Genomic DNA, 25,523 nt, shown 5'->3' on the forward strand with positions numbered 1-25,523 from the left:
CGGTGAACTACTTTCCTGTTTGGATTATATAAAATTTATCGAATATTCTGCTAGTGGTTTTCCAATTTGTTACTTAATCGTTATCTTTGTGTAATCTTGTCGATAAAAAAGCGGCCTTAACGCAGGCCGCTCATCTTTTCCAATTGCACGAGGATTGCTGCGATATCATCGTCACCGTGTCCGTTCGCTTTCGCCGCCACAAAAGTCTGGTGCGCCGCTGCGGTCGCCGGCAAGGATGCTTCCGCCTGTTTCGCCGCATCGAGCGCGAGGCCGAAGTCTTTTTCCATGTGCTTGAGCGCAAACGCTGCTGCGAAGTTGTCGTCTAGGATGTTTGGAGTTTTCATCGCGATGATCGGCGACGCGCAGGCGGTGGCGCCCACCATCTCGAGCAGGGTCGCACGGTCAAGCCCGGTCTTCGCGCCGAGCACCAGCGCTTCGGACAGGCCTTGCATGGTGATGCCAAGCAGCATGTTGATCACGAGCTTGGCATTGGCGCCTTGCCCGTTCTCGCCGAAGTAAAACGTCTTTTTGCCAAGCACGTCGAAGATCGGCAGGTGCTGTTCATACAGGTCGCGCGGTCCGCCGACGAGGATGACCAGCGTGCCGTCGGTGGCCGGCTTGACCGAGCCGGAGACGGGTGCGTCGAGGAAGCCTGCCCCTTTTTCCTGCAGCCGGGCTGCCGCTTGCCGGGACGCTTCCGGAGCGATGGTGCTCATGTCGATCACCGACTGCCCGGCGCGGACGCCGTTCAAGAGCCCGTTCTCGCCTTCCAGCACCGCTTGGAGCGCGGCGGAGTCGGACACCATCGTGATCACGACATCGACCGTCTCCGCCAGCGACTTCGGCGAGTCGGCGAGCTTGGCCCCTTTTTCCACAAAAGGAGCTGCGGCAGACGCCGTGCGGTTGTAGACGGTGACGTCGTAGCCTGCCGCGAGCAGGTTGGATACCATCGGACGGCCCATGTTGCCAAGGCCGATCCAGCCGATTGTTGGCTTCATCTTAGTTCACGCCTCCTTCGCCCGGATACTTCGGTGGGGACACCAAAGGCATCGGGTTGCGCTTGTGTGCGCTGAGCTGGTACAGGCGGTCGATCTTGGCGATCGTCTCCGCGTCGCCCTCGCCCGTGCAGAGGTAGGTGTCGAGATCCTTGTAGGAGATGCCGATCTCCGCTTCGTCGGTGTGGCCTTCCCAGAGGTCGGCGCTTGGCGCTTTCGTCACCAACTGCTCCGGCATGCCGAGGTGCTTGGCGAGCAGGTAGATCTCCGCCTTGACGAGGTCGCCGAGCACGGAGAAGTCGCCGGCCGCATCGCCGTATTTGGTCTCATAGCCGATCGCCGTTTCCGACCAGTTGCAGGTGTTCGCCACGCGGTAGCCGAGCAGGGCGGCCATCCAGTATTCGGCGTTTTTGCGGAAACGCGGCTTGAGGTTGCCTTTGACCAGCGGGTTGTCCTGCCCCACGCGCAGCTCGGCAGGCAACGCTTCTGCGCTCTGCGCCATCACGCCGTGGAACTGGTTGACGATCTCGCTGAAGTCAACTTCGATAAAACGAAATCCATATGTATCGGCGACGAGCTTGGCATCGCGGTGATGCACGGAGCTCGATTCGGCACCCATCCAGAGCGCAACGACTTTGTCAGGACCAAGCGCGCGGGCAGCCAGCGCGGCCGTCACCGCCGAGTCGATGCCGCCCGACAGGCCAAGCACGACGCCTTGGCCGCCTGTGCCCAGCACCTGGTCGCGGATAAACGCTTCGCGTTTCGCAATCTCTTCGTCCATTCTCGCTTCGAACCCACGCAAATGCTCTTCCATGCGCAAACTCATGTTGTTCTGTCTCCTTTTGCCATCAAAGTATTGGCTACATTGTAACATAGCGCAACAAAAAAGGCTGTCGCATTTCACGACAGCCTTCTTCTGGCGAGCAGTCCATATCTTGGCGAAAAACAGAACACGAGCAGGAACAGAAGCCCGGCCACCGAGGTCATCGCCCCGGCGATGGAAGCGTTCAGCGCCGCCGCCGCAAAATAGCCGAGGACGGCCGACAGCACGCCAAACAGCATCGACAAGAGCAGCATCACGCCCAGCCGGTCGGTCAACAGATACGCCGTCGCCCCCGGCACGATCAGCATCGCGACGACGAGGATCGCCCCGACGCTTTCAAACGCGGCCACGGTGGTCAAGGAGACCAGGCCCATCAACACATAGTGCAGCAGAAGCACCGGAATGCCAAGCGCAGCAGCCATCGCCGGGTCGAAGGAGGTCAGCTTGAACTCTTTGTACAGCCCGCCGATCACGACCAAGGCCAGCAGGAACGTTCCGCCGACCATCCAGACGGCGCGCGGCCCCCACTCCACTCCACCGATGATCAGCTGATTCCACGGCACATAAGCGATCTCGCCGTACAGCACGTGCTGCAGGTCGATGTGCACGTCGCGGGCGAACAGGGAGATCAGCACCACCCCTACTGCAAACAGGGAGGTAAAAGTCACCCCGATCGCCGCATCCGACTGCACCCCGCTCTGATGCAGGGTCTGCACCAGAAAGGCGGTGAGCAGTCCAAACACTGCCGCTCCGATCAGCATCGGAAAGGAGTCGAGCGTCCCGGAGACGAGAAAGGCGCAGGCGATCCCGGGCAAGGCGGTGTGCGAGATGGCGTCTCCCAGCATCGCCATCCGCCGCAGGATCAGAAAACTGCCGACAAACGCGCACGAGGCGGCAACCAGCGCCCCCGTGATCAAAATCCACGCAACGTGGCTCATTCGATTCGCCCTCCCGGTGTGAGTGTGGGCTCCAGATCATGCAGGCGCAGCAGGTGTTTGATCTCCAGTTTCAGATCCTGGGGCAACTGCGCGTCGAGATCGCCGGCGTCGCGGTCGATGCGCACCGCGCCCCATTTTGCTTCGTACATCAGGAAAATCTCCCACATCCGCTGCTCCAAGGTCAGACGGTACGCCTTTTTCACGCCTCGATCGGTCAGGTAAAATTGCACTTCGCTGCGTTCGACCAATCCTTGCTGTTCGAGGCGGCGGAGCGTCTTTTGCACGGTGCGCAGCGCCTGCGGGCGGCGTCTTTGAATCTGCTCAGGTGTGAACAGGCGGGAGACGCCGTCTTTTTCGGTCAGGTCGTAGAGCGACTGCAGCACATTTTCTTCCGCCACTCGGGTGCGCAGTTTCAACAGCCGCAGCCCTTTCGCCAACAATCCCCGGCGCGGCGCGAACAGGAGCGAGAGCAGGAACAAGGACGTGCCGGACAAAACGATCACCGGCCCCGTCGGCAAATTGGCAGCCATCGCCGACACAAACGTGCCGATCGCTCCGGCCAGCGCCCCAAATCCTCCGGCGAGCAGCATCATCCGGTCGAGGCGCTCCGTCCAGTAGCGGGCAGCGAGCGCAGGCAGGATCAGCATCGCCGCCATCAGCACAACGCCGACCGCCTGCAGGCCGATCACGACGGCGAGCACGATCAGGCTCATCAGCAGCAGATTGAACAGCCCCATCGGCATGCCGAGCCCGCGCCCGAAGCCGGGGTCGAAGGACAAGAGCTTGAACTCTTTAAACAGCAGCGCACAGAGCAGCACCAGCACGGCGGCCGCGCCCATCATCACCTGCACGTCAACGTCGGACAGAGACGCCGCTTTCCCAAACAGGAAGCTGTCCAGACCGCTCTGGTTGCCGAGCGGGCTGTGCTGAATCCGGGTCAGCAGGACGATGCCGACGCCGAAGAACACCGATAAGACCAGCCCCAGCGCCGTGTCTTCCTTGATCCGCGAATACCGGGTGACCGCCGTGATGCAAAAGGCGGCCAAGACGCCTGCGACCGCCGCTCCGATCAGGAACAGGCCGATCGATTTGCTGCCAGAGAGCATAAAGGCGATGCAGATGCCAGGCAGTGCGGCATGCGCCACCGCGTCGCCCATCAGGCTGTGGCGGCGCAAAACGGCAAAGCAGCCGAGCACGCCGCTGGCCAGCCCGAGCAGCATGCAGGCGGCGAGCACCCAGCGCGTGTTGGGGTCAGAGAGAAGCGTCGAGAACAGGTCCGCCATGGGCAGCACGCTCCTCCCGCAGTGGTGTGATCACGTCCGGCTGCTGCAGGTGAGACAGGCGTCCGCCGTACGTCTTTTGCAGGTTCTCCGCCGTAAACACTTCAGAGGTCGGGCCAAAAGCGATCTTGCGCATGTTGATCAAGAGCAACCAGTCAAAATACTCGGTCACCGTCTGCAGATCATGGTGGACAACGATCACCGTCTTGCCGCCCTCTTTCAGTTCGGTGAGCAGCGCGATGATCGCTTTTTCGGTGGCGGCGTCAACCCCGGCGAACGGTTCATCCATGAAGTAGACGGCCGCATCCTGTGCCAAAGCCCGGGCGAGGAACACGCGCTGCTGCTGGCCGCCGGAGAGCTGGGAGATCTGGCGGTGGGCGAAGTTCGCCATGCCGACTTTGTCCAGACAGCTCATCGCGATCTCGCGGTCTTCCTTTTTCGGGCGGCGGAACAGCCCGACATGGCCGTAGCGCCCCATCAGCACCACGTCGAGCGCATCGGTCGGGAAATCCCAGTCCACCGACTCGCGCTGCGGCACATAGCCGATCAGTTTGCGCTGCGCCCCGTACGGCTTGCCGAAGATTGACACCTCACCCGACGCACGCGGCACGAGGCCAAGAATGCTTTTGATCAACGTTGATTTGCCCGCTCCGTTTGGCCCGACGATGCCGATCAATTTCCCGCCGGGCGCTTCAAATTCCACTTCGCGCAACACCGGTTTGCCGTGGTAGGCCACGGTCAGATTCTCCACTCGCACCGGATGATTCATGTTGGTCGCCTCCTTCTGGTATACAAGCTCTATTTCAGCGCTTTGACGATCGTGTCCACGTTGTGGCGCACCATGCCCGGATAGGTGCCTTCAGGCGTTCCGGCGCTGCCCATGGCGTCGGAGAACAGCTCGCCGCCGATTTTGACGTCGTGCCCTTTCGCTTTGGCGCCTTTGACCACCGATTCGATCGCTTTTTTCGGCACGCTCGATTCGACGAACACCGCTTTGATCTTGCGTTCGACAAGCAGGTTGACGAGGTTCTGCACATCTTTCAAACCGTATTCAGAGTCGGTGGACAGCCCTTGGAGCCCGACGACTTCCAGGTCGTACGCTTTGCCGAAGTAGCCAAATGCATCATGCGCCGTAACCAGCACACGCCCTTCACGCGGAATCTGTGCCAGTTGTTCGCGGGCGTACTGATCGAGCTCTGCCAGCTCTTCGCGGTAGGCGTCCGCATTTTTTTCAAAATCGGCTTGGTGCGCTGCGTCGTTTTTGATCAGCTCCGCCTCGATGCGGTCTAACGCGCCGCTCCACAGCTTGACGTCAAACCAGACGTGCGGGTCGTGTGTCCCGCCGCCGACGCCCGATGCGATCAGGCTGCTTTCGGCAAATTGGTCGGTCACCGCCACGACCGGCTTTTGCTTGCCGATCTGCTCAAACACTTCCTGCATCTTGCCTTCAAGGTGCAAGCCGTTGTACAGCACGATATCAGCTTGCTGCAGCTTCTGAATGTCGCCTTGCGACGCTTTGTACAGGTGCGGGTCGATGCCGGGCCCCATCAAGGCGCTCACCTCCACATGTTCGCCGCCGACCCGCTGGGCGAGATCGGCGATCATGCCCGTCGTCGCCGTCACTTGCAGTTTGCCGCTGTCATTCGCGGCCGGCTCTGTTCCACACCCGGTCAACACGACCGAGATCATCAGCACAAACAGAGTCGTTATGTGTAAAAATCGTTTGGTCATAAACGAATTTTCCCTCCCGAAACTATTTTTCTCTAGGGAAACTTTTTTGGTAAAAAAAAGTTTTGTTGTGTCCAGCTAAAAAAGTTTCCCTCGCACAACTTCAGTATATGAGCAAGTGCGGATGTTGTCACTCTTTATTTTGGAAAATGAAAAAAACCGCCGACCCGGTGACGGATCGGCGGTTTTATTGGTTACTGATTGATTAGTCTTCCCACTTGATGGATTCAGTCGGGCAGCCATCTTTCGCGTCAAGCGCGTCAGACAGGAGCTCTTCCGGAATTTCCACGAAGCCTTCGAGGCCGCCTTCAAGCTTTACGAATGCGTAGCCGTCGTCGTCGGACTCATATACATCCGGTGCAGTGCTGTAGCAAGCACCGCAAGCGATGCAGGTATCTTTGTCAACAAAAGTTTTAGCCATGACAATACACACTCCTTCTTATCTTCTGTGGTAGATTATAAACCAAATTCGGGCAACGTGCAATGATAAGAAACGCAGAAATCCCCTGTCCTATTGTGTCACAAATGGGAAGGAGTGAAACCTAAGAACGAGTAGGTCGTTCATTCTGCTATTTTCAGCACTTTTTGCCTGTATTGGAGTGTGTAGTTGTAGTATAACACAATCCATAGAGATTGAGAATCATTTTCAACGAAAATTTCTCCCCAATCTCTGTCAGTTGTTGTTATTGAAATTTGTTGGTCCACGCGTTCAAGCGGTAGGTGCCGTCTTTCAGCACTTCCACTTCATAGGTCGAGATGTGCGGGCCGTGCAGCATGTTCTCGTTGTGCTCCTGCTCGATCACCCACGTCCATTTGCCCTTCTTGGTAAACGTGGCTTCCTTATCCGGTTCAAACACGCCAGGGTAGCCGTCACGGGCGATGATGATCACCTGTGTGGAGCCGCCTTGGGTCTTTTCTTTAAAGAATTCTTCGGTCAAGGTCTCGGCGAGCGGCAGCGAATAGCCTTTTTTGCGGAGCTTTTCGGTGACTTCGGCAAGCGTGGTGACATCTTGGACCACACCGTTGTTGTTGGGCAAGACGTAGCCGCTCTTGGCGTCGGTCATCCGGGTCAGCTTCGCGCCGATCTCCGTCTTGATCTGTTCTTCCGACTTCTCCGCCACCGGCGCCGGATCGGTCGTGCCGCCGTTTGGATCTGGCGTGTTCCCGCCCGTACCGCCGTTGTTTGACGGCGGCGGGGTCGTCTGCGGCGGCGGACTTTCGGTCTTTTGCGAGCACCCGACGAGCAGCAGTGCAGCTGCGGTCAAGGCGAGCATCGTTTTGCGCATCGTACAGCCCCCTCTTCTTTTTGTACATACCTATGCAGGGAATGTCCAAAAAAGAGTAGCTGCCGGGCAAAAAGAGACCACTGCAGCAGCCTGCAGTGGTCTCTTGGGAACGTTATGCGAATTAGTTGCGAGCTTGCAAACGTTTGATCGTCTGCCATTGGTCAAAATTGTGGTGCTTGCCGGTCGTCTGATCTTCATTTTTACTGTCAGACGCCAGGGCGGGCGTAGCAAGGGACAAGAGGAGCGCAAAGGCTGTCAGTTGGAGCAGAAATTTTTTCATTGGTGTTTTCCTCCATTGCTTTCTGCCCCTAGCATGCCCCAAACTCATCACTCTTCATGCACGGTGATCAGATCTCCGAGGCGCACTTCGCCCGTTGCGGTCTGCTCGACTTGGAACTCGTAGTCCATTTCGCTGACGTTGATCACGCCGTCCGATCCCTGCTGCTCGACAGCAACCGATACGCTGATCTTGTTGGCGGTGCGCTCGTTCAGGTAGATGTCGCCAAATCCGAAGATCGCGCCGCTCGCCTTTTGCGCAGCAAAATAAGCGATCACCTTTTGGCCGATCTTGCTCGTTGTATGCGGATGGATCAGGCGCGAGATCTGCACCGGGTGCCACTCGCCTTGGCGTGACTCGATCAGGCGGACGCGGTAGGTCGCGTCGCCTTGCATGACGGTGACGATGCTCAGCTCATTGGATTGGGAAACCATCGCCTCGGCGGAGAAGCCAAGGTCGGTCAGATGGCGGTAGACGACCTGGTACGGGTCTTTCGCCCAGGCGTTTTGCTCCGGGTCGGCCTTGTAGGTGTTGGCGATGGAGCGGTTCAGGGCCGAATCGGACGGGATTGCGCCGGAATCCGGCCCCAGCGTTACGTGGGTCGTGTTGATCACGTTGCCGTCTTTGTCGGTAAAGGTGATCGTCTTCTCCCCGCTCTCGCCTTCTTCGATCCCCGCGATGCCCCAGATGCTGACATTGCTGGTGTCGTCCGGCGACTCCTCATCCGGGGCGACGGTGACGGTGACGTTGTCGCCGTCCACCGTGACGTCGGTCGGCTTGGAGTCGACCGTCACGACTACAACGCCGCCGCGTGCCGCTTCGGACGGCGGTGTGGCCGCATCGACCTTCTGCTGCTCCACAACGACGCCGGTCTGATCCTTCACTTTGCCAAGGTCGTTCTTGGACACGGCGGCGACCTGCACGGCCGGTTTCTCCTTGACGGTCTCCTGCTGGATCAGTTGCGGCGCGGTGTGCTTGGCAGCGTCCTGCTGCTGGATCAGCGTATCGGCAGGGCCTGACGGAGCCGGATTGTCGTGAACAGCAAACGGTTGCACGACCTGATCGGGCTGCGCGTCCGGCGAGACGGTGGTCTTCGGCGTGAAGATGCCAAACGCATCGGACAGTCCGACCGTGAGCACCAGCGCTGCGGCAGCGGTCAGCCCCGGCCAGAAGTAGGCGGGCAGACGGCGCTGCTTTTTCAGCACTTTCGGGAGCTCCGGCTCCATCATCGTCACGAAGCTTCTCTCCGGCATCATCTTCGGCAGGGAGCCAAAGGCGGCTGCGAGCTTGCTATAGTCATCCCGTTCCCGGCGGCAATCGTCACATGATGCGGTATGCGCCTCTAAAAGCTGCAGCTCTTGAGGAGTTGCGTCCCCGTCCAGCTCGCGTTGAATCAGTTCGCGATATCTGTCATGTGTCATCCTTGATCACCTCCATAGAACAGCGTTTTCAATTTCTCTCGTCCGCGAAACAATCGGGTCTTGACCTGTGCTTCGGTCAGCTCCAGCACCTCGCCGATCTCCTGATAGGACATCTCATGCACATGGCGGAGCACGATCACTTCGCGGTAATTCTCGGGGAGCGCGGCGATGGCCTCGTGCAGGCGCTCCTCTGTCATCTTCATTTCCACTTGCTGCTCGACGGACGATTCGCTCGACTGCAGTCCTTCATCAAGCTCGACGACCGCCACCCGCTTCTTGCGGAGCTGTTCGCGGAACGTGTTGACCACCACGCGGTGAATCCAGCCGCGCAGCGATCCCTGTCCCTGGTACTGCCCGAGTGAACGGCAGACTTTCCAAAGGCTCTCTTGTGTGATGTCTTCTGCGTCCGCCTTTTTGCCGGTCAGGTAGTATGCCGTTTGATAAATAAACGGTTCGACCGTACGCAAAAATCGGGACAGCGCATCCGGACTGCGCAGCGCGTCTGCCACGATCTCCTTATCTTGCATACGTCTTCCTCCTTATGTATAACGATGATGAGATCGTGATAAAAGTTTCATGTGTACCTAACAATTCCGCACAAAAATTCGTTCTCCTGCAAATCAAGAACACGACAAAAAACAAACCCTCCGGAGTCGAAACCTCGGGAGGGTCTGTGTTCAATGCAGGTGTTTGTCATGTTTTTCGGTATGTGCGAGCAGTTCCTGAATGCGCCGGGTCTCCGCGTCCACCGGGTTGAAATCGGCAGGGCGGATCACTTCCCAGCGCGGAAAGAGATCGCGGCGCACCATTTGCGAATGGGTCAAATTGTTGTCCGGCTGCATCCGAAACAGCTGTTGGATGGCAGCTTCGTCTAATTTGGGGTGCTGCTGTCTCATTCTTCGCCCCAGACGACGAGGTCGTCCGCTTCCTTGTCGCTAGCGTCTTCATGGCTGTAGCCGCCAACTTTCATCAAGGAGACGAGCAGGTCGGCCATGTCGTGCGTCGCGGAGTTCGGATTGTCATACGGGTGATCGAGCGGCACTTGGATGCTGCCTTTGATCACATAGGTGTCCTGGCCGATGTGCCCGACCGGGGTCAAAAGCGAGATCGTCTGCGTGCCGGCGATCGACTTGACGTTGAGCACGATCTCTTCGTCGGTGCGCTTGTTCAGGCTCGGCACATGAATCATGTAGGCGACATGCACTTCGTCTTCCGCCTGCTGGCAGTCGAGATCGCACCATGGGCTGTTTTCATCGAGCAGGTCGAGCCGGGCCCGGATAAACGTGCTGAGTTCGCCTGTCACCGAGCCAAGCGGCAGTTCGAGGCGGGAACGGACGATGGTCACGGGGGCCATCTCGTCGAGAATATCGATAAACATCTTGATCCACGTTTCGTACATAAAAGAAAGACCCCTCCCTTTCGGTCATAGATGGGTACAGGCTAAGTATCTTTCCTGAGCACCCCCTCTATGCAGAGAAAAGGACGGGACTTTCTGGTTGTGATCTATTTTCTGCTGTGAACGAGTTTGAGATGTTCTTTGCGAAGTTTGCGCTCGGTGTCTTCCGGGCGGCTCAAAAGGTGATCGGCGCGGCCGCGCATCATTTCCCGGGTGCAGTCGATCTGCTCGATGGCGACCGTCAAGTCCACAAAAGAGCGAATGAACTTGCTAGTGTCAAGTTTCAGAATTTCGTTGCGCTGCTCGGTGATCTGTTTTGAGAGTTCACACAGCTGCGCGATTTTTTGTTCTAAGCTCTGTGTCATCGCGGTATCCTTCCCCAGTTTGTTCTTACTATTAAGGTACGATGTTTTGGCTTGGGGAATCAATCATCTAATATTTCCAGAGCCGCTCGGACATGAAAAAGACGGCGCTACGAAGCGCCGCCCTGATCAGGTTGTGACATGTCGATCTGACCGTTTCTCGCGGCCATTTCGGCTTCTGCAAAGCGAATCATCTTGCGTACCATTCCCCCGCCGATCTTGCCGACTTCGCGGGTGGTCATCTCACCCCAGCCTTTTTGCTGAATGTCGTCGTCAAGCCCGAGTTCTTGTGCCACCTCGTATTTCAGGTGTTCAAGCGCCTCTTGCGCGTTAGGATTCAGTACCCGTCGACGATTGCTCATCAGACGTCACCCCCCTGTGGCGTAGCGTGTGCGGGAAGCCAGGTTTTGATGCGCAGACCTTGGCGGGTGGATGTGATTTCGACAGCTCCGTGCTGGTCGGTGCGCCAGATTGCGGCGTTTTGCAGCAGCAGGTCGCGGACGGTCGAGGGGGCGGGATGGCCGTAGCGGTTTGTCGCGCCGACGGAGAGGATGGCGTGATCGAGGGTGAAAGTTGGCGCGGCGGCGTTTTTGCTGCCGTGGTGGGGGACTTTGAGCACGTCGACGTGTTGGAGCTGTGCTGTTGGCTGCTCGGCGTCGCCGGTGAAGAGGAAGGTGTGGGACGGCGTGTGCAGGGAGAAGACGAGCGAGTTGGCGTTGGTGTCGGTCAGATCGGATGTGCCGGGTGAAGAGTCTGGTGATGAGCCGGTTGATGAGCTGTGCGATGGGATCGGAGATGTTCCAGATGCAGTGCTCGGTTCATGACGAGAGGTGGTCGCAGGGTTCCAGAAGCGGATCTTGAGGTTCTCTTCTAGCATGACAGTTTGACCCGCCCGGGGTTCAAGGATGGGGATTTGCTTTTTGTTGATCGCTTGGAGGATCTCTTGGAAAAAAGGGCTGGGGTCGCGGGCGTTAGAGACGAGGACTTGGCCGACCGTGAAGGAGTTCAGAACTGCAGAGGCGCCGCGGATGTGGTCTTCGTCGGCGTGGGTGAGCAGGAGGACATCGATGTGGTCGATGCCGTAGGAAGCGAGCGCGGGGACGACGACGCGTTGGCCGACATCGTAGTCGCTTTTGATGAAACCGGGGATGCCGCCTGTATCAACGAGCCAGACTTGCCCCTGTGGCGTTTGAATCAGCGCCGAGTCGCCTTGGCCGACATCGAGGAAGGTGACACGCAAGGGCTGGTCGCGCAGGAGCAGCGGGATGACGAGGCAGACGGCGAGGACGGCGAGGACGGCGAGGCCATTTTTGCGTTGGGAAAACAGCCACCACCAGGCGTAGTAGCCAAACTGCCACAGGATCGGCGGCGCTTGGTAGTTGCGCACCAGCCAGCGCGCTTGTCCTGAGTACTGCAGGGGTTGGATCAAAACATCAAGCAGCAGCCTCGCCACACAGGCAGGCAAAAACGCAGCGAGCGGGTGCAACAGACCAAGCAGGATCGTGAGGACGGCGAGCGGGACTAACAGGGTCAGCAAGGGAACGATCAGAAGGTTGGCGAGCAGAGAGAGCGGCGTAAACGCAGGAGAAAAGGTGAGGACGAGCGGAATGGACATCAGCTCGGCAGCCAGGGTGACCGCGAGGAGTGTGGAGAGGCGACCGGGGAGCTTTTTGAACAAAAAGCGCAGGCGGTCCGGGAGCAGCAAGAGTCCCATCGTGAGGATCATCGTCAGTTGAAAGCCGGGGTCGTACAGCGTCTGCGGGTTGATCAGCAAGGCAATCCAGCCTGCCAGCGCCCAAGAGGTCAGCAGATCGGTCTCGCGCGAGACGAGCCGCGCAGCCAGCCAGACGATCGCCATCGTGCAGGCGCGCACGACAGAAGGTCCGCCGCCGGTGATGCCGCCGTAGAGGAGCACAAGCAGGATGCCGAGCAGATAGCGATTGCGGTCGGATGTTTTCAGGCGTTTGAGCAGCGCCAGAAACGGCAGCAGGATCATCGCCACATTCGCTCCAGACACTGCGAGGATGTGTACAACGCCCATCACGCGAAACGAATCCATCGTCGCTTCGTCGATCTCCGATGTGATACCAAGCACCAGCCCTGCAACGACAGCGCCCCCAACACCTGGAAACTGTTCGTTCACCACTTGCAGCAGCTGTTGGCGGATCGGGATGAAGAAGCGACCTTGTACACCACGGTCATCGTGACCAAGCAAGCGGTAGGTGTCTGTGTTGAGCGCATAGTGAATTCCCTGCCGCGCATAATAAGACTTCGCGTCAAATGCGCCCGGATTGCGCGCCGGGGACGGTTGTTCCAGCATAGCAGAGATCTTCAGCAGGTCGCCGTAGCGGATCGTCCGGTCGCGGCTCTGTTTGACCTTCACCACAAGACTTTCGCCGCCGGTGCTGTCAAGTCGAAAGCGCCAAGCCCCATTTTTCCAAACGGGCTCTTCTGCCACTTTCCCCTGCACGGTGACGTCTTGTCCAACATAAGCCTCCAGCATGGGGCGATGTCCCCACTGGTAGCTGGCCGCGTAGAAAAGCCCTGCTGCGAAGGCGAGCACAAGGATTGGCTTGGTTAGCCAGGCGATACGGACATGCAACACATGCGCTGTGTCACGCGCTGCTCTACGCATGAAGCGCGGTACGAATTTGCCAAGCGTCCTGCCAAGCGATTTGCTAAGCGATCCGGCAAGCAAGAGAGCAAGCATCAGAGCAAGGAGCCCTGCTAGTAGCCATATCCCCCGATGCTTCTCCAGAACAGGCGCACAGCCGATGCCTGCCGCAAACGCCAGTCCAAGCATGAGGAGCGGTCTCCACATGAGTTACTCTACATAGACTTTGTCGCGGAATTGGTCGATCAGTTTGACGGTGAGGCCGGAGACTTCCTGAAGGTCGTCGACTCCAAAGAATCGTCCGTGGCTCTGGCGGTGATCGAGGATGGCTTGGGCACGGATCGTGCCGATGCCGGGGAGGGTGTCGAGCTGGTCGAGCGTGGCGGTGTTGAGGTTGATTTTGCCGGCGCGCTCTGCCTCTTGCGCTTGGAGGGTCTGTTTGGCCTCTGCTTCGGTCTGCTGAGCCGGCACGGTGACTTGCCCGCCGTCTTCGAGCGCCTGGGCGAGGTTGACCGCGTCGAGATCGGCGCCCGTCTTGGAACCGCCTGCCGCTTCGATCGCGTCGATCACGCGGGAATCGGACGGGAGCTGATAGACGCCAGGCGTGTTCACTGCGCCTTTGACATGCACTTTGATCTTCCCTTTCGGAGCGGCCGGCTGAGCGGATTCCTGCTCCAGCACTACGCCTCGCGCAGCCTGCAGGTCCTCTTTGCCTCCGTAGAGATAGACGCTGCCCGCAAGCAGAATGCCGAACAGAAACACGAGCAGCAGCGTGCGTTCTTTCTTTTGCATTTGCAAAGGTTTTCTCCTCCTTTCGAGACTTCCAGCCCATCAATTCGCCTCCCGAGAAATGATTTCCTGCCGCCTGTCAAAGGTAGTCAGCGTCTGACAAAATATTACCTGCATCCTCCTCCCCCATCCCGCCAACCCTAACGCTAACACACCTTTGCCAAAGGGGGTCGTCACGGTCATGATGCTGGAAAAATTTATTCCGAGCCTACATCTGCACACGATCTATGACATAGATTTAGACAAGTTGCGGCGCAAAGGGATTCGCGGCGTCATCACCAACCTCGACAACACGCTCGTCGAACAGGACAGTTCGTACACGAACGAAAAGCTGACCTCCTGGCTGCAAAAAATCCGCGACCACGAGATGAAAGTGGTGATCGTCTCGAACAACAAAGAGCTCCGCGTCTCCTCGTTCGCCCGTCCGCTTGGCATCCCGTTCGTCTACGAAGCGCGCAAACCGTGGGGGCATCCGTTCTCCCGCGCCTTGAAGCTCTTGCACACCACATCCCGCGATACGGTGGTGATCGGGGATCAGCTCCTGACCGATATTGTCGGCGGCAACCGCTGGGGCTTTTTTACGATCTGGGTCGATCCGATCTCCGAAACTGAAGGCTGGCCGACGAAAGTAAATCGCTTTATAGAGCGCCAAATATACAGCTATTTGAAGAAAAAAGGGTATATGCCGTGGGACGATCACCTCTAGTCGCTTGTAAGTCCCACCCGTATGGGTTACAATGGTACGTGCCATTTTGATACGGAAAGAGAGGACTGCAAATGCTCACATCAAGCATGGAGGATTACTTGGAAAAGATTTATGAGCTGATGAAAGAGAAAGGGTACGCCCGGGTCTCGGACATCGCCTCCTCGCTGTCTGTGCAGCCGTCCTCAGTCACCAAGATGATTCAGAAGCTGGACGAGAAGAAGCTCGTCACTTATGAAAAATACCGCGGGATCGTCCTCACCCCGCGCGGTGAGCAGCTCGGCAAGCTGATGAAGCAACGCCACAAGAGGCTGGAAGAGTTTTTGCGCATGTTGGGCGTTTCGGAGGAGACGATTCAAAACGATGTCGAGGGCATTGAACATCATGTTTCGCCGACGACGATGGATGCGCTGAACAACCTGGTGCTGTTTTTCGATCAGAATCAGGAGTGCCTCGGTGAGTTTAACGAGTTCTGCAAAGAACTGGACGATTTGAAAGAGGTAGACCGCGATAAACAGTGACCCCGGACGATACCGGGGTTTTTTTTCGTCTGGACACACGCCTAGACGTTTTGCATAATAAGATGGTTAGCAGAAAGGAGTGAGCGGATGAATCGGAAAATCAGAGTTGGCATCGTCTTTGGCGGCAAGTCAGGCGAACACGAAGTCTCCATCAATTCTGCTCGATCAGTCATCGAGAATCTTGACCCAAACAAATTTGAAATCCTCCCGATTGGCATCGACAAGGCCGGCACTTGGCATGTCGGGATTGGCGCTTATAACGCACTGGGGGCCCCGATCCCGCCGCAACTGCTCGCCGATGGTGTGCAGGCTGAGCAGGCGGCAGAGCTTATGCCGCTCGCGCAAGGCGCTGTCATGCCGATGCAGTCGGTCGGTGACATAGATGTGGTGCTTCCGATCCTGCACGGACCGTTTGGCGAAGACGGCACGGTGCAAGGGCTGTTCGAACTGCTCAACCTGCCGTATGTAGGAGCTGGCGTGCTGGCGTCTGCAGTCGGTATGGATAAGGCGATGATGAAGAAGGTTTTCGCGGAAGAAGGGCTGAAGCAGGCGCGCTATGAAGTGGTGCTGCGTTCGGCGTTTGAACGCGAGCCGGGGATTGTCGTGGAGCAGGTGGAAGCCGCGCTTGGGTATCCGTGCTTTATCAAGCCGGCGAATCTGGGGTCTTCCGTTGGGATTTCCAAGGCGAAGAACCGCGAAGAGCTGTATGAATCGCTGCGCTTGGCAGCGAAGTATGACCGCAAGCTGATCATCGAAGAAGCGGTCGACGGCCGCGAGATCGAAGTGGCGGTGCTGGGCAACGAAGAGCCGGCCGCTTCGGTGGCGGGGGAGATCGTGTCTTCCGGCGAAGAGTTTTATGATTACAACGCCAAGTATATCGACGGCGACTCGGTGATGATCATCCCGGCAGAACTGACGCCGGAGCAGTCGGACGACGTGCGCGCGCTGGCGCTCAAGGCGTTTCAGGCGATCGACGGGTCGGGGCTGTCCCGCGTGGACTTCTTCCTGTGCCGCAAGACGGGCGAGTTTTTGATCAACGAGATCAATACGTTCCCGGGCTTCACGATCTTCTCGATGTATCCGAAGCTGTGGGAAGTGACGGGGCTGCCGTATGATCAGTTGCTTGAGAAGCTGATTGAGCTGGCGATTGAGAGACACGAAGACAAAAACCGAGTACGTTAATACAAGAAAAGCCATGCCTGACGGCGTGGCTTTTTGTTATGAAGTGACGTGAGTTGTCAGATCGCAGCGTGGTTACTTGTTGTTCTTTCGATATGAAAAAGGGCTGGGATTTCTCCCAGCCCTTTTTGCTACGTATTTTACAGACCCAAGAAGTGTTGTACGACTTTGCCTTCTGCGGTGTACAGGGTGCCGTCGGTGCCGAGGATGTGGTGGCCGCGGGCGCCTTGGAGCTCGATCGCATGGTACGGGTGCGGGAGCTTGGACTCGCCGCGGTAGAAGACCTTTTGCACGGTCGGGATCTGGATGGACGCGTAGTTGCCTGCGCGCACCAGGGACTCGGCCAGCTTGATCACTTTCGCATAGCGGGTCGAAGCTGCGCCTGCTGCTGCCGCTTCGGTGGCAGCAGCATCCACCGCTGCGTTGCCGCCTGCGGTGATGTAGTTGTGGATCTCCGCCTGCAGCAGAGACAGGTCTTCCGTGGCCAGCAATGCCGCCGGGAAGGTGCCAACCTTGCCGTCTTCGATCACCAGACGCAGGTCGGCGCGCTCTTCGAGCAAGATGACCGCCTTGGTCAGCTCATCGGCCAGCTTCGCGTTTACTGCCGGAGCAGCCTTCGCAGCCGAAACCGCTTTCGAAGCGGAAGCCGTTGCTTTGGCCGTTGCGCCCTTCGCTGCGGGAGCTGCTTGCTCAGCCGGAGCTTTTTTGCTTGCCGGAGCCGCCTTTTCTGCCTTCGGAGCTGCCGCCGGAGCTTGTCCTGCGCGCTCGTTCAGCAGAGCTGCGAGCTGCTCATAGGCAGCCGCTTCAATTTCGTACAAACCGCCCTTCACTTGCGGGGCAAACTTCTGCCCGGTCAGCTCTTGCAGTTCGTCACGGGAAATCCCGTTCTGTTTCGATTCCAGCACAACGTCATACGTAAACGGTACATGATATGAAAACTCACCCGTCTGTCCCGGGTAAGTCATCTCTTCAGCAATGACAACCGGCTCGGTTACATGACCAATCGCAAATACGGCATTGGAGCCGCTGTTGGCCTTTGTTTCCAGCAACAGAACAGGACGAGTCGTCTGGCTGAGTTCCTGTGCTTTGTTCAGTTCCTTGAACGAGATACGGTCGAACAAAGCGTCCCCCTTCTGACGCCAGACTTGTTTGATGTAGTAAGTATTCGATTCACTCATCTCTGCGTATTCCTCCCGGATTAACTAATTCCATAGCGTGACTAATTCTGCATCCAACAACAAATTCCTTCAGGTAAATTCCACCGCGCGAAAAGAAAAGCCCGTGCAGATGCGCTCTGCAGGGGCTTTTCCCATGACTTACGCGATAACCAGGTTGACCAGTTTGTTCGGAACCACGATGACTTTCTTGATCGTTTTGCCTTCGATCAGGGCGTGAACTTTCTCCGAGTTCATCACCGCTGCCTCCACCTCTTCGCGGGTGGCAGCAGCCGGGAAGACCAGCTTGTCGCGGACTTTGCCGTTGATCTGCACGACATATTCGATCTCGTCGAGCACCAGCGCCGACTCGTCAAATTGCGGCCAGTCGACTTCGATCAGGGACTCCTGCTTGCCCATCATCTCCCACAGCTCGGACGTGATGTGCGGGGCAGCCGGGTACAGCAGGCGGACGGCCGTCTCGATTGCCTGGGCCTTCAGCGCCGCATCCCCGTCTTCCGGGTACGCGTAGATCGCGTTGACCAGCTCCATGATCGCCGAGATTGCCGTGTTGAACTGATAGCGCTCGCCAATGTCTTCGCTGACTTTCTTGATCGCCGCATGCATCGCCATGCGCATCTTTTTCTCTGCTTCACCTGCGATGTTCGGCGTGCCGCCCGCTTGGATGATCTCGACGTGCGACTCGACCAGACGCCACACGCGGCTCAGGAAGCGGTGCGCCCCTTCGATGCCGGTGTCGCTCCACTCCAGATCGCGGTCCGGCGGTGCAGCGAACAGCATGAACACGCGGGCGGTGTCAGCGCCGTATTTCTCGATGATCTCTTCCGGCGAGACGACGTTGCCTTTCGACTTCGACATCTTCGCGCCGTTCAGGACGACCATGCCTTGGGTGAGCAGGCTTTCGAACGGCTCTTCGAAGTTGACCAGCCCGGCATCGTACAGCACCTTGGTGAAGAAGCGGGAGTACAGCAGGTGCAGGACCGCATGCTCGATGCCGCCGATGTATTTGTCAACCGGAAGCCACTTGTTGACCGCTTCGGTGTCAAAGACCTGCGTGTCATCTTGCGCGGAGATGTAGCGCAGGTAGTACCACGAGGAGTCGATAAACGTATCCATCGTGTCGGTCTCACGCTTTGCCGCACCGCCGCAGGACGGGCAGGTCGTGTTGACAAATTCCTCATTGGTCGCCAGCGGCGACTTGCCTTTCACGCCGAAGTCGACGTGTTCCGGCAGGAGCACCGGCAACTGATCCTTCGGTACCGGAACGGTTCCGCAGGAATCGCAGGAGATCATCGGGATCGGCGCGCCCCAGTAGCGTTGGCGCGAGATCAGCCAGTCGCGCAGGCGGAACGAGGTGGTCATCTTGCCCACGCCCATGCCTTCCAGCTTCTCGACGATCTTGACCAGAGCTTCGCGGTTGTTCAAGCCGTTGAAGTCGCCGGAGTTGATGATGGTGCCGTCCTCGGTGATCGCAGCGGTCTGCGTTTCCGGCAGGCCCCCTTCCGGCTCGATGACGATCAGGATCGGCAGCTCGTATTTCGTCGCGAACTCGAAGTCGCGCTCATCGTGCGCCGGAACGCCCATTACAGCGCCTGTGCCGTAGTCGGGCAGCACGTAGTTGGCGATCAGGATCGGCAGTTTCTCGCCGGTCAGCGGATGGATCGCCGACGCGCCGATGTGGATGCCCTTTTTCTCGGCGTCGGTCGAGGTGCGCTCGATCTCCGATGCTTTGCGCACTTCGTCGATAAACGCCTTGACGTCCGCTTCGTTCGGCTGGCCTGCGACCAGTTTGCCGACCAGTTCACTTTCCGGCGCCAGCACCAGGTAGGAAACGCCAAACAGCGTGTCCGGGCGGGTGGTGAAGACGGTGACTCTCTCCTCGGTGCCGTCGATCTTAAAGGTGATATCAGCACCGGTGCTCTTGCCGATCCAGTTCTTCTGCATCGTCTTGACTTTATCCGGCCAGCCCGGCAGGTTGTCCAGATCGTTCAGCAGGCGGTCTGCGTATTCGGTGATGCGGAAGAACCATTGCTCAAGGTCCTTCTTGACCACTTCGGTGCCGCAGCGCCAGCAACCGCCGTTTTCCACCTGTTCGTTCGCCAGTACGGTGGAGCACTCCGGGCACCAGTTGACCGCCGCTTTTTTCTTGTACGCCAGATCGCGCTCATAGAACAGCTGGAACAGCCACTGTGTCCACTTGTAGTAATCCGGCGAGCAGGTGGCCAGCTCCCGGGACCAGTCGTAGGACGTGCCGAGTTCCTTTTGCTGCTGCTTCATGAACTCGATGTTTTCGTACGTGGAGACGTTCGGATGCACGCCGTGCTTGATCGCGTAGTTCTCCGCCGGCATCCCGAAAGCATCCCAGCCCATCGGGTGCAGCACGTTGAAGCCTTGCTGCTTCTTGAAGCGGGCGACCACGTCGCCGATCGTGTAGACGCGGACATGGCCCATGTGCAGGCGGCCCGACGGGTACGGGAATTGCTCCAGTGTGTAGTAATACGGTTTGTTCGGATCGCTTTCGGTCGCAAAAGCCTTGGTTGCTTCCCAATGAGTTTGCCATTTTTGTTCAATGTCTGCAGGTGCATAGCGTCGTTCGCTCATGAGGTTGACCTCCTTTAAGAATGGCTGTTTGCGCAAAAGGGACGTGAAATACAAATAAAACCTCCCGCCCCCAGCGCTGGTTCGCTAGGGACGAGAGGTTAGGATTAACATTCCCGTGGTACCACCCTAATTCAGTGCCCGATGCCGCCGGTAAAAAAACGGAGGAGCACTCTCATTAAAAGTCCTGTAACGCGGACGAGACGGCACCGGGTACTGAAAATTCCCCGCTGCAGCTCCGAGGCGAGTTCATTCTCCGAAACGTACCGACTCACACCACCCGTCGGCTCTCTGAAAAGTTCGTCAAACTACTATTCCCCATCAACGCCATTGTTTCGACATAATGTTTCACTTGTTGCTTGTAGTATACGCATTCCCAATTCGTTTTGTCAACAAAGTACAAAAGTTGATTTTGTATTTTCTCAGGAGACATTTGTCTTCGAAATATGGAAAGCGTCGCGGAGCAGCCCCCAGTTCGATTCCAGCGTGCTGCCGTGCACGAGGCAGGAGATGCCCGCCAGACCCAGCTCGGAGACGAGATTCAGCTTCGCCGCCACGCTGCGTGCGTCTTCATACCATACTTCCCGCGTTTCGCCGTCTTCATTCCTGTACGTGAACATCGGCGCCATCGCCCGGTCATCCCAATGGATCTGCTTGGGCATCAGCACCTCTTCATCGCAGTGCCCGTGCAAAATCAGCGTCGGCAACTGCTCCGGCTGGAACGGCGTCGCCCAGTCATACCCGAAAAAGGGCAGCCCCAGCAGCAGTTTGCGCCGCGGCACCAGCGTCAGCGCGTGGTGCAGCGTGCGTCTGATCAGATGCAGCGGAGCCAGCGCCATCGGCGGGCCTTCCAGCCGGCCGAATTCCTCATCGGCATTCCAGACCAGGCGGTCGACATGCTGGCTCAAGTACTGCACGTCATACACCCCGCTGCGCGGATGCTCCGGGTCGTCTGCCGCATGTGCCGGCACGCCGAGATACAGCATGCAGCCGGAGCGCCGCACGCGCAGCCCAAGCTCGCGGACGAAGCCGTTGAACAGCGGGCGCAGCTTGGGGCTCATCGGCGGCATCTCCAGATGCAAACCCCGGAACCCATGCTCCTGCAAGGCCGAGCGCAGTTCCGAAAAGAAGGCGCGGCGGCTCGGCAGATGGCTCAACAGCCGCTCTGCCACGTCCCCGTCGGCCAGCGTGATCAAGAGCAGGGTCTCTGCCTTGGCCCGTCTCGTCTCGGCCAGCAGACGGCGCGAGAGCAGGGGCGGCATGCGCAGCGACCCGTCGCTCTCCGCCAATCCGTAAGCGACGGAGACGGTGGAGACGCTGTCTTGCGCCTCTTCCATCGTCAGCAGATCGAGGTCTTCTTCTTGCACCTCCCAGCGCATGTTGACCTCGATCGTTTTTTTCTCCAATACTGGCAGAGGCAAAGTCAGATGAGTGCCCGGCTGCAGCGTCTCGCCGGTGACGAGATTGGCGGCGAGCAGCATCCGCTCCGGCATATGAAAGCGGTTGGCGATCTTTTTCACCGTATCCCCCGCCTGCACCTGATAGGTAAGCAGCGTAGTCGGAACGCTGGTTGGCACGAGGAGCGAGCAGCCCGGCACCAAGGCGTCGTCGACCATCCCGTTCACATATTGAAGCTCTTCAACGCTCACCTCGTAGTCGTGACCGATGCCGGATAAGGTATCCCCTTTTTTGACCAGGTGGACAAACATGCCAGGCGTTCACCCTCTCTCCTTGGGAGTACCCATAAGGTATTCGCCCAGAGAACAAAGCGTGAAGGCTCAGAGCAGGTTCGAAAACGCAGAAAAACGCCCCGATAACATCAGGGCGCATTCCCTATTTTGCGACAAAAAAGTAACGTTCTGTGGAATCTGTTGGCACGTCCCACCGAAAGTCCGCATATACTTCTACTGTTTGAAAACCTGCGTCTTTCAGCAGCCGCTCCACCGTTGAGATGTCATAGGCGCGTTGTACGTGGTATTCGTGAAACCTCCGATACAACTGCTCTGCTTCATCCTCCAAAGCAAAAAACGTGATGTCATACTCGACAGTCGCCGTCGCTTCGTCGAACCGGCTCTGCCACAGATACGTCACTTCCTCGCCGACTTCGTAAAACACATTTTGCCCAAGCTTCTCGCGTAACTTAAAAATGCTGTGCAGATCAAACAGGAACATCCCGTTTGGGCGCAGCTGTGTTTTGACGCGTTTGAAGATCTGGCCGAGGTCGTCCGCGTCCGTGATGTAGTTCAAGGAGTCGCAAAAGGACACGGCCAGGTCGCAAGTTTCCGGGAGGTACAGCTCCCGCAGGTCCTGACAGAGAAAACGAAGCCGTGAAGAGTGGGAGGATAGCTTCGCTTCCGCTTGCGCCAGCATGTCCTCAGACAGGTCGACGCCGGTCACCTTGTATCCCTGCTCATAAAGAGCGATCGCGATCGTGCCCGTGCCGCAGCCCAAATCGGCGATATGGCGCGGCATGAAGTCATACCGCGCCATCGCCTCTTGCAAAAAAGCCATCCAGGATTCATACGGGGCATCCTGCATCAATTGATCGTAAAAATATGCAAATTCCCCGTAGCTGCCTTGATCGTGTTCGCTCACCTGAATGTCCCCTTGTTACACAATGCTCAGCTGTTTCGCGTCCCCCCAGACGCGCTCCAGGTTGTAGAATTCGCGTTCCTCTTGGCGGAACACATGAACCACGACATCACCAAAGTCAAGCAAAACCCACCGCGCCTCATCATAACCTTCCATCGATTTGATGATCATTCCTCGTTTGGCAAGTTTTTCGCGCACGCCATTTGCGATTGCTTGCACTTGAGTGTTGGAATTCCCGCTGCAGATTACAAAATAATCAGCGATCACCGACAGCCCTTGTATATCAAGAACCACCACCTCATTCGCTTTCTTATCTGCGACAGCGTCAGCCGCATAACGCGCCAATTCCAATACTCGATCGCTCATTTGCATGCCTCCTAAATAAGATTGGGACTACAGGTAGTACAGTATATTCGAGGTATGGCTTTAAAGTGTCCGCCTGTCCTTCAGCGCACGCCACAAATCATTGCGCGCCACGATGGTTAACGGAAAAATGGGCTTGTTTTTGTCGAGCAAAAACCGAATCGTGTTGTCAAACGCGGAAGCCAGGGCCAGGTCGAGGTCCGCTTCCGCTTGTTTGCGCAGGTCGTGAACAGCCGGATAATCGCGGCCGGCTTCTATGTAGTCTGCCAAACACACCACTTTTTCAAGCGGTGTCATCCCTGCGCGCCCGGAGGTGTGATAGCGCACCGCGCCTGCGATCTCTTCGTCCTGCAGACCAAAGACATCCTCAAGCATCGAAGCTGCGATCGGTCCGTGCAACATCTCCGCCACTTCAAAGAAAGCAGGATCCACCCCCCGTTCCTTTGCCGTCTCGTACCACTTGTCGACCGGCCATTCCCGCGCATAGTCGTGAATCCACGCGGCCAGGCGCGCTTTTTCCACGTCTACGCCAAAGCGTTTGGCGAGGAGGTCCGCTGCATCGACAACGCCGCAGACGTGCTGGAAGCGGCGCGGACTTAATGTTTGAGCAATGATTGCTTTAATCTGGGATTCGTTCATACAACTTGTTCTCCTCACTATACCCTATGACCTTTTGGGGAACGAGATGCTCAACCGAAAGATTCTTTACGAGACGCTCACGGATCCATGTGGAGGAGATGTTCAGTCCCGGGATCTCCACATACTGGACGCGTTTGGCCACTTCCGGATAAAGCGCGAGCGCCGTGCAGGCGCTGGTCTTCAGGTCAAAGCCCGGCCGGGTGACGGCGAGGACGGTCGCCAGTTCCATGATGCGATCGACCGCGCGCCACTTGGGCAGGATGTGCAGGTTGTCCGCTCCGATGATGAAAAACAGCTCCGCCTCCGGGTGAACGCTATGAAAATGCTCCAGCGTGTCGACGGTAAACGAAGGACCGGGACGATGCAGTTCCCAGTCGCTGACCGCAAACTGCGGCGAGCTTTCCACCGCCAGTTCCACCATCCGCAGCCGATGAGCGCCCGCTGAGATCGTTTTGCCGACTTTCAGCGGGTTGACTCCGGCCGGAACAAACAGCACCTTGTCCAAACCGGCCTGCTCCAGCGCCACTTGCGCGGCGACGAGATGGCCGATGTGCACCGGGTCGAAGGTGCCGCCAAAGATGCCAAGACGCACCGTCAGCACCTCCTCTGCTCTTCGTGCTGCTGCATGGGTTAGCGCGGCAGTTCGATCTGTTTGTTTTCTTGCGATTCCTTGTAGAGCACAACCGTCTTGCCGATCAGTTGCACCAGCTCGGCGCCGGAGCGCTCCGCCAGGTCGCGCGCCACAACGTCCTTGTCCTCTTCGCAGTTCTGCAGGATCGAGATCTTGATCAGCTCTTTCGATTCCAGAGCCATGTTCACCTGGGTAATCATGTTGTCAGAAACGCCGCCTTTGCCCACTTGGGTCACCGGAGTTACGTGGTGAGCGAGGGAGCGCAGATGGCGCTTTTGTTTTCCAGTCAGCATATGTTCATACTCCTTTTGTTCTGTCGCTTTGTATCAAAGATTGAGTATAGCACTTCTACAAGCAGGATTCCACCGTTTGCCGCATAACATCCACCGGCGCCTCGACACCTGTCCACAGACGAAAGGCGTGCGCGCCTTGGTGCACGAACATCCCAAGCCCGCCCGACACAACGCAGCCACGCGCTTTTGCTTCCTGCAATAAGCGGGTGAGACGCGGGTTGTAGATCAGGTCGCTGACCAGTTGCCCGGCCTGCAGGCGGTCGGTGGGCAGCGGCACGGCGTCCGGATGCGGGTGCATGCCGACCGGGGTGGTGTTGATGATCAGGTCGTACGCGTCAAGCCCGGCCACCGCCGCTTCCAGCGTGATGCCGTCCGCCGCTGCATGGGCGCGCAGGCGTGCGGCCAACTCTTCCGCTTTTTCCTGCTGGCGGGCGGCGATGACGAGGCGCTCCGCTCCGTTCAAAGCCATCTGCGCCGCCACCGCTCTGGCCGCGCCGCCCGCGCCCAGCAGCAGCACCCGTTTGCCGCGAATGTCGATGTCGGTCTCTTCCTGCAGCGCGGACAGGTAGCCGATCCCGTCGGTGTTATAGCCGGTCAGCACGCCGCCGTCATTGACGATCGTGTTGACCGCCCCGATCAGTTCCGCCTCCGGGGAGATCTCATCCAGAAACGGCAGCACGGCGACTTTATGCGGAATCGTCACGTTGACGCCGCGCAGCCCCAAGGCGCGGATGCCTTCCACCGCTGCCTGCAGCCGCTCCGGCTCGACAGCAAACGCCAGATAGGCGAAGTTCAGACCGAGATGGGCAAACGCTGCATTGTGCATCTGCGGGGACTTGGAATGCGCGACCGGATACCCAAACAATCCCACGCACGTAGTCGTACTGGCAAGCATGTCCATCTCCCCTTTTTCTTCAGTG

General features: G+C 58.0%; 29 protein-coding genes and 1 other annotated feature. Of the genes, 3 read left to right on the forward strand and 26 right to left on the reverse strand.

The window, feature by feature from the left end:
* Window positions 1-116 precede the first annotated feature (116 nt).
* The 17 genes from CBW65_RS22745 to CBW65_RS22820 form a co-directional block, all read right to left on the reverse strand.
* Window positions 117-998, reverse strand: coding sequence for an NAD(P)-dependent oxidoreductase (locus CBW65_RS22745; protein WP_087458838.1), 882 nt, complete (start codon window positions 996-998; stop codon window positions 117-119).
* A gap of 1 nt (window position 999) precedes the next feature.
* Entirely contained in the window at window positions 1,000-1,821 is an 822-nt protein-coding gene (gene nadE, locus CBW65_RS22750) for an NAD(+) synthase (RefSeq protein WP_157722139.1), read from the reverse strand.
* Between the two features lie 74 nt (window positions 1,822-1,895).
* Entirely contained in the window at window positions 1,896-2,756 is an 861-nt protein-coding gene (locus CBW65_RS22755) for a metal ABC transporter permease (protein WP_087458840.1), read from the reverse strand.
* A complete protein-coding gene (locus CBW65_RS22760; RefSeq protein ID WP_087458841.1) occupies window positions 2,753-4,039 on the reverse strand; it encodes a metal ABC transporter permease in 1,287 nt (428 codons plus the stop codon). The genes CBW65_RS22755 and CBW65_RS22760 overlap by 4 nt, the downstream gene beginning before the upstream one ends.
* Complete coding sequence (locus tag CBW65_RS22765) at window positions 4,008-4,805, reverse strand: metal ABC transporter ATP-binding protein (protein ID WP_087458842.1); 798 nt, start codon at window positions 4,803-4,805, stop codon at window positions 4,008-4,010. The genes CBW65_RS22760 and CBW65_RS22765 overlap by 32 nt, the downstream gene beginning before the upstream one ends.
* Window positions 4,806-4,834: 29 nt before the next feature.
* Window positions 4,835-5,767, reverse strand: a complete 933-nt coding sequence (locus CBW65_RS22770; RefSeq protein WP_087458843.1) for a metal ABC transporter solute-binding protein, Zn/Mn family — start codon at window positions 5,765-5,767, stop codon at window positions 4,835-4,837.
* Window positions 5,768-5,969: 202 nt separating this feature from the next.
* A complete protein-coding gene (locus tag CBW65_RS22775) occupies window positions 5,970-6,185 on the reverse strand; it encodes a ferredoxin (protein WP_087458844.1) in 216 nt (71 codons plus the stop codon).
* 262 nt (window positions 6,186-6,447) lie between these two features.
* On the reverse strand, window positions 6,448-7,050 hold the full coding sequence (locus tag CBW65_RS22780; RefSeq protein ID WP_087458845.1) for a hypothetical protein: 603 nt from the start codon (window positions 7,048-7,050) through the stop codon (window positions 6,448-6,450).
* Window positions 7,051-7,171: 121 nt separating this feature from the next.
* Window positions 7,172-7,330 carry a hypothetical protein gene (locus CBW65_RS24460; RefSeq protein WP_157722140.1) on the reverse strand — a complete coding sequence of 53 codons (159 nt, stop codon included), beginning with the start codon at window positions 7,328-7,330 and terminating at the stop codon, window positions 7,172-7,174.
* Window positions 7,331-7,377: 47 nt separating this feature from the next.
* Window positions 7,378-8,748 (reverse strand): anti-sigma factor family protein, encoded by a 1,371-nt coding sequence (locus CBW65_RS22785; RefSeq protein ID WP_087458846.1) that lies wholly within the window; start codon window positions 8,746-8,748, stop codon window positions 7,378-7,380.
* Entirely contained in the window at window positions 8,745-9,275 is a 531-nt protein-coding gene (locus CBW65_RS22790; protein ID WP_087458847.1) for an RNA polymerase sigma factor, read from the reverse strand. The genes CBW65_RS22785 and CBW65_RS22790 overlap by 4 nt, the downstream gene beginning before the upstream one ends.
* 150 nt (window positions 9,276-9,425) lie before the next feature.
* Window positions 9,426-9,644 carry a hypothetical protein gene (locus tag CBW65_RS22795; RefSeq protein ID WP_087458848.1) on the reverse strand — a complete coding sequence of 73 codons (219 nt, stop codon included), beginning with the start codon at window positions 9,642-9,644 and terminating at the stop codon, window positions 9,426-9,428.
* Entirely contained in the window at window positions 9,641-10,147 is a 507-nt protein-coding gene (locus tag CBW65_RS22800; RefSeq protein ID WP_087458849.1) for a hypothetical protein, read from the reverse strand. The genes CBW65_RS22795 and CBW65_RS22800 overlap by 4 nt, the downstream gene beginning before the upstream one ends.
* Window positions 10,148-10,251: 104 nt before the next feature.
* The gene (locus tag CBW65_RS22805) at window positions 10,252-10,509 is read right to left on the reverse strand and encodes a hypothetical protein (protein WP_087458850.1); all 258 of its coding nucleotides are present in this window, start codon (window positions 10,507-10,509) and stop codon (window positions 10,252-10,254) included.
* Window positions 10,510-10,616: 107 nt separating this feature from the next.
* The gene (locus tag CBW65_RS22810) at window positions 10,617-10,868 is read right to left on the reverse strand and encodes an alpha/beta-type small acid-soluble spore protein (RefSeq protein WP_087458851.1); all 252 of its coding nucleotides are present in this window, start codon (window positions 10,866-10,868) and stop codon (window positions 10,617-10,619) included.
* On the reverse strand, window positions 10,868-13,309 hold the full coding sequence (locus tag CBW65_RS22815) for a ComEC/Rec2 family competence protein (protein WP_198299700.1): 2,442 nt from the start codon (window positions 13,307-13,309) through the stop codon (window positions 10,868-10,870). The genes CBW65_RS22810 and CBW65_RS22815 overlap by 1 nt, the downstream gene beginning before the upstream one ends.
* Before the next feature lie 21 nt (window positions 13,310-13,330).
* On the reverse strand, window positions 13,331-13,912 hold the full coding sequence (locus CBW65_RS22820) for a helix-hairpin-helix domain-containing protein (protein WP_232463570.1): 582 nt from the start codon (window positions 13,910-13,912) through the stop codon (window positions 13,331-13,333).
* A gap of 178 nt (window positions 13,913-14,090) precedes the next feature.
* Between CBW65_RS22820 and CBW65_RS22825 the strand changes: the two genes are divergently transcribed.
* The 3 genes from CBW65_RS22825 to CBW65_RS22835 all read left to right on the forward strand — a co-directional run bounded on the left by CBW65_RS22825 (window position 14,091) and on the right by CBW65_RS22835 (window position 16,315).
* Window positions 14,091-14,615, forward strand: a complete 525-nt coding sequence (locus tag CBW65_RS22825; protein WP_332457826.1) for a YqeG family HAD IIIA-type phosphatase — start codon at window positions 14,091-14,093, stop codon at window positions 14,613-14,615.
* A 71-nt stretch (window positions 14,616-14,686) separates the two neighbouring features.
* The gene (mntR, locus tag CBW65_RS22830) at window positions 14,687-15,133 is read left to right on the forward strand and encodes a transcriptional regulator MntR (protein ID WP_087458854.1); all 447 of its coding nucleotides are present in this window, start codon (window positions 14,687-14,689) and stop codon (window positions 15,131-15,133) included.
* Between the two features lie 87 nt (window positions 15,134-15,220).
* Window positions 15,221-16,315 carry a D-alanine--D-alanine ligase gene (locus tag CBW65_RS22835; RefSeq protein ID WP_087458855.1) on the forward strand — a complete coding sequence of 365 codons (1,095 nt, stop codon included), beginning with the start codon at window positions 15,221-15,223 and terminating at the stop codon, window positions 16,313-16,315.
* Between the two features lie 137 nt (window positions 16,316-16,452).
* On the opposite strand, the gene CBW65_RS22840 is transcribed toward CBW65_RS22835, so the two are convergent.
* The 9 genes from CBW65_RS22840 to CBW65_RS22880 form a co-directional block, all read right to left on the reverse strand.
* On the reverse strand, window positions 16,453-17,490 hold the full coding sequence (locus CBW65_RS22840; RefSeq protein ID WP_087458856.1) for a hypothetical protein: 1,038 nt from the start codon (window positions 17,488-17,490) through the stop codon (window positions 16,453-16,455).
* A gap of 138 nt (window positions 17,491-17,628) precedes the next feature.
* Window positions 17,629-20,088, reverse strand: coding sequence for a leucine--tRNA ligase (gene leuS, locus CBW65_RS22845; protein WP_087458857.1), 2,460 nt, complete (start codon window positions 20,086-20,088; stop codon window positions 17,629-17,631).
* Window positions 20,089-20,171: 83 nt separating this feature from the next.
* Window positions 20,172-20,419: a binding site (T-box leader), on the reverse strand.
* 88 nt (window positions 20,420-20,507) lie between these two features.
* On the reverse strand, window positions 20,508-21,794 hold the full coding sequence (locus tag CBW65_RS22850) for a LysM peptidoglycan-binding domain-containing protein (protein WP_087458858.1): 1,287 nt from the start codon (window positions 21,792-21,794) through the stop codon (window positions 20,508-20,510).
* A 124-nt stretch (window positions 21,795-21,918) separates the two neighbouring features.
* Window positions 21,919-22,680 carry a class I SAM-dependent DNA methyltransferase gene (locus CBW65_RS22855; RefSeq protein ID WP_087458859.1) on the reverse strand — a complete coding sequence of 254 codons (762 nt, stop codon included), beginning with the start codon at window positions 22,678-22,680 and terminating at the stop codon, window positions 21,919-21,921.
* A gap of 15 nt (window positions 22,681-22,695) precedes the next feature.
* Window positions 22,696-23,043: a ribosome silencing factor gene (gene rsfS, locus CBW65_RS22860; protein WP_087458860.1), complete on the reverse strand. Its 348-nt coding sequence runs from the start codon at window positions 23,041-23,043 to the stop codon at window positions 22,696-22,698.
* A 60-nt stretch (window positions 23,044-23,103) separates the two neighbouring features.
* The gene (yqeK, locus tag CBW65_RS22865; protein ID WP_087458861.1) at window positions 23,104-23,679 is read right to left on the reverse strand and encodes a bis(5'-nucleosyl)-tetraphosphatase (symmetrical) YqeK; all 576 of its coding nucleotides are present in this window, start codon (window positions 23,677-23,679) and stop codon (window positions 23,104-23,106) included.
* Window positions 23,660-24,271, reverse strand: a complete 612-nt coding sequence (gene nadD, locus CBW65_RS22870; protein ID WP_157722141.1) for a nicotinate-nucleotide adenylyltransferase — start codon at window positions 24,269-24,271, stop codon at window positions 23,660-23,662. The genes yqeK and nadD overlap by 20 nt, the downstream gene beginning before the upstream one ends.
* Before the next feature lie 38 nt (window positions 24,272-24,309).
* Window positions 24,310-24,603 carry a ribosome assembly RNA-binding protein YhbY gene (gene yhbY / locus CBW65_RS22875; protein WP_087458863.1) on the reverse strand — a complete coding sequence of 98 codons (294 nt, stop codon included), beginning with the start codon at window positions 24,601-24,603 and terminating at the stop codon, window positions 24,310-24,312.
* A gap of 55 nt (window positions 24,604-24,658) precedes the next feature.
* Window positions 24,659-25,498, reverse strand: coding sequence for a shikimate dehydrogenase (locus CBW65_RS22880; protein ID WP_087458864.1), 840 nt, complete (start codon window positions 25,496-25,498; stop codon window positions 24,659-24,661).
* Window positions 25,499-25,523: the final 25 nt, after the last annotated feature.

Source organism: Tumebacillus avium (genome assembly GCF_002162355.1).
GTDB classification, from domain to species: domain Bacteria; phylum Bacillota; class Bacilli; order Tumebacillales; family Tumebacillaceae; genus Tumebacillus_A; species Tumebacillus_A avium.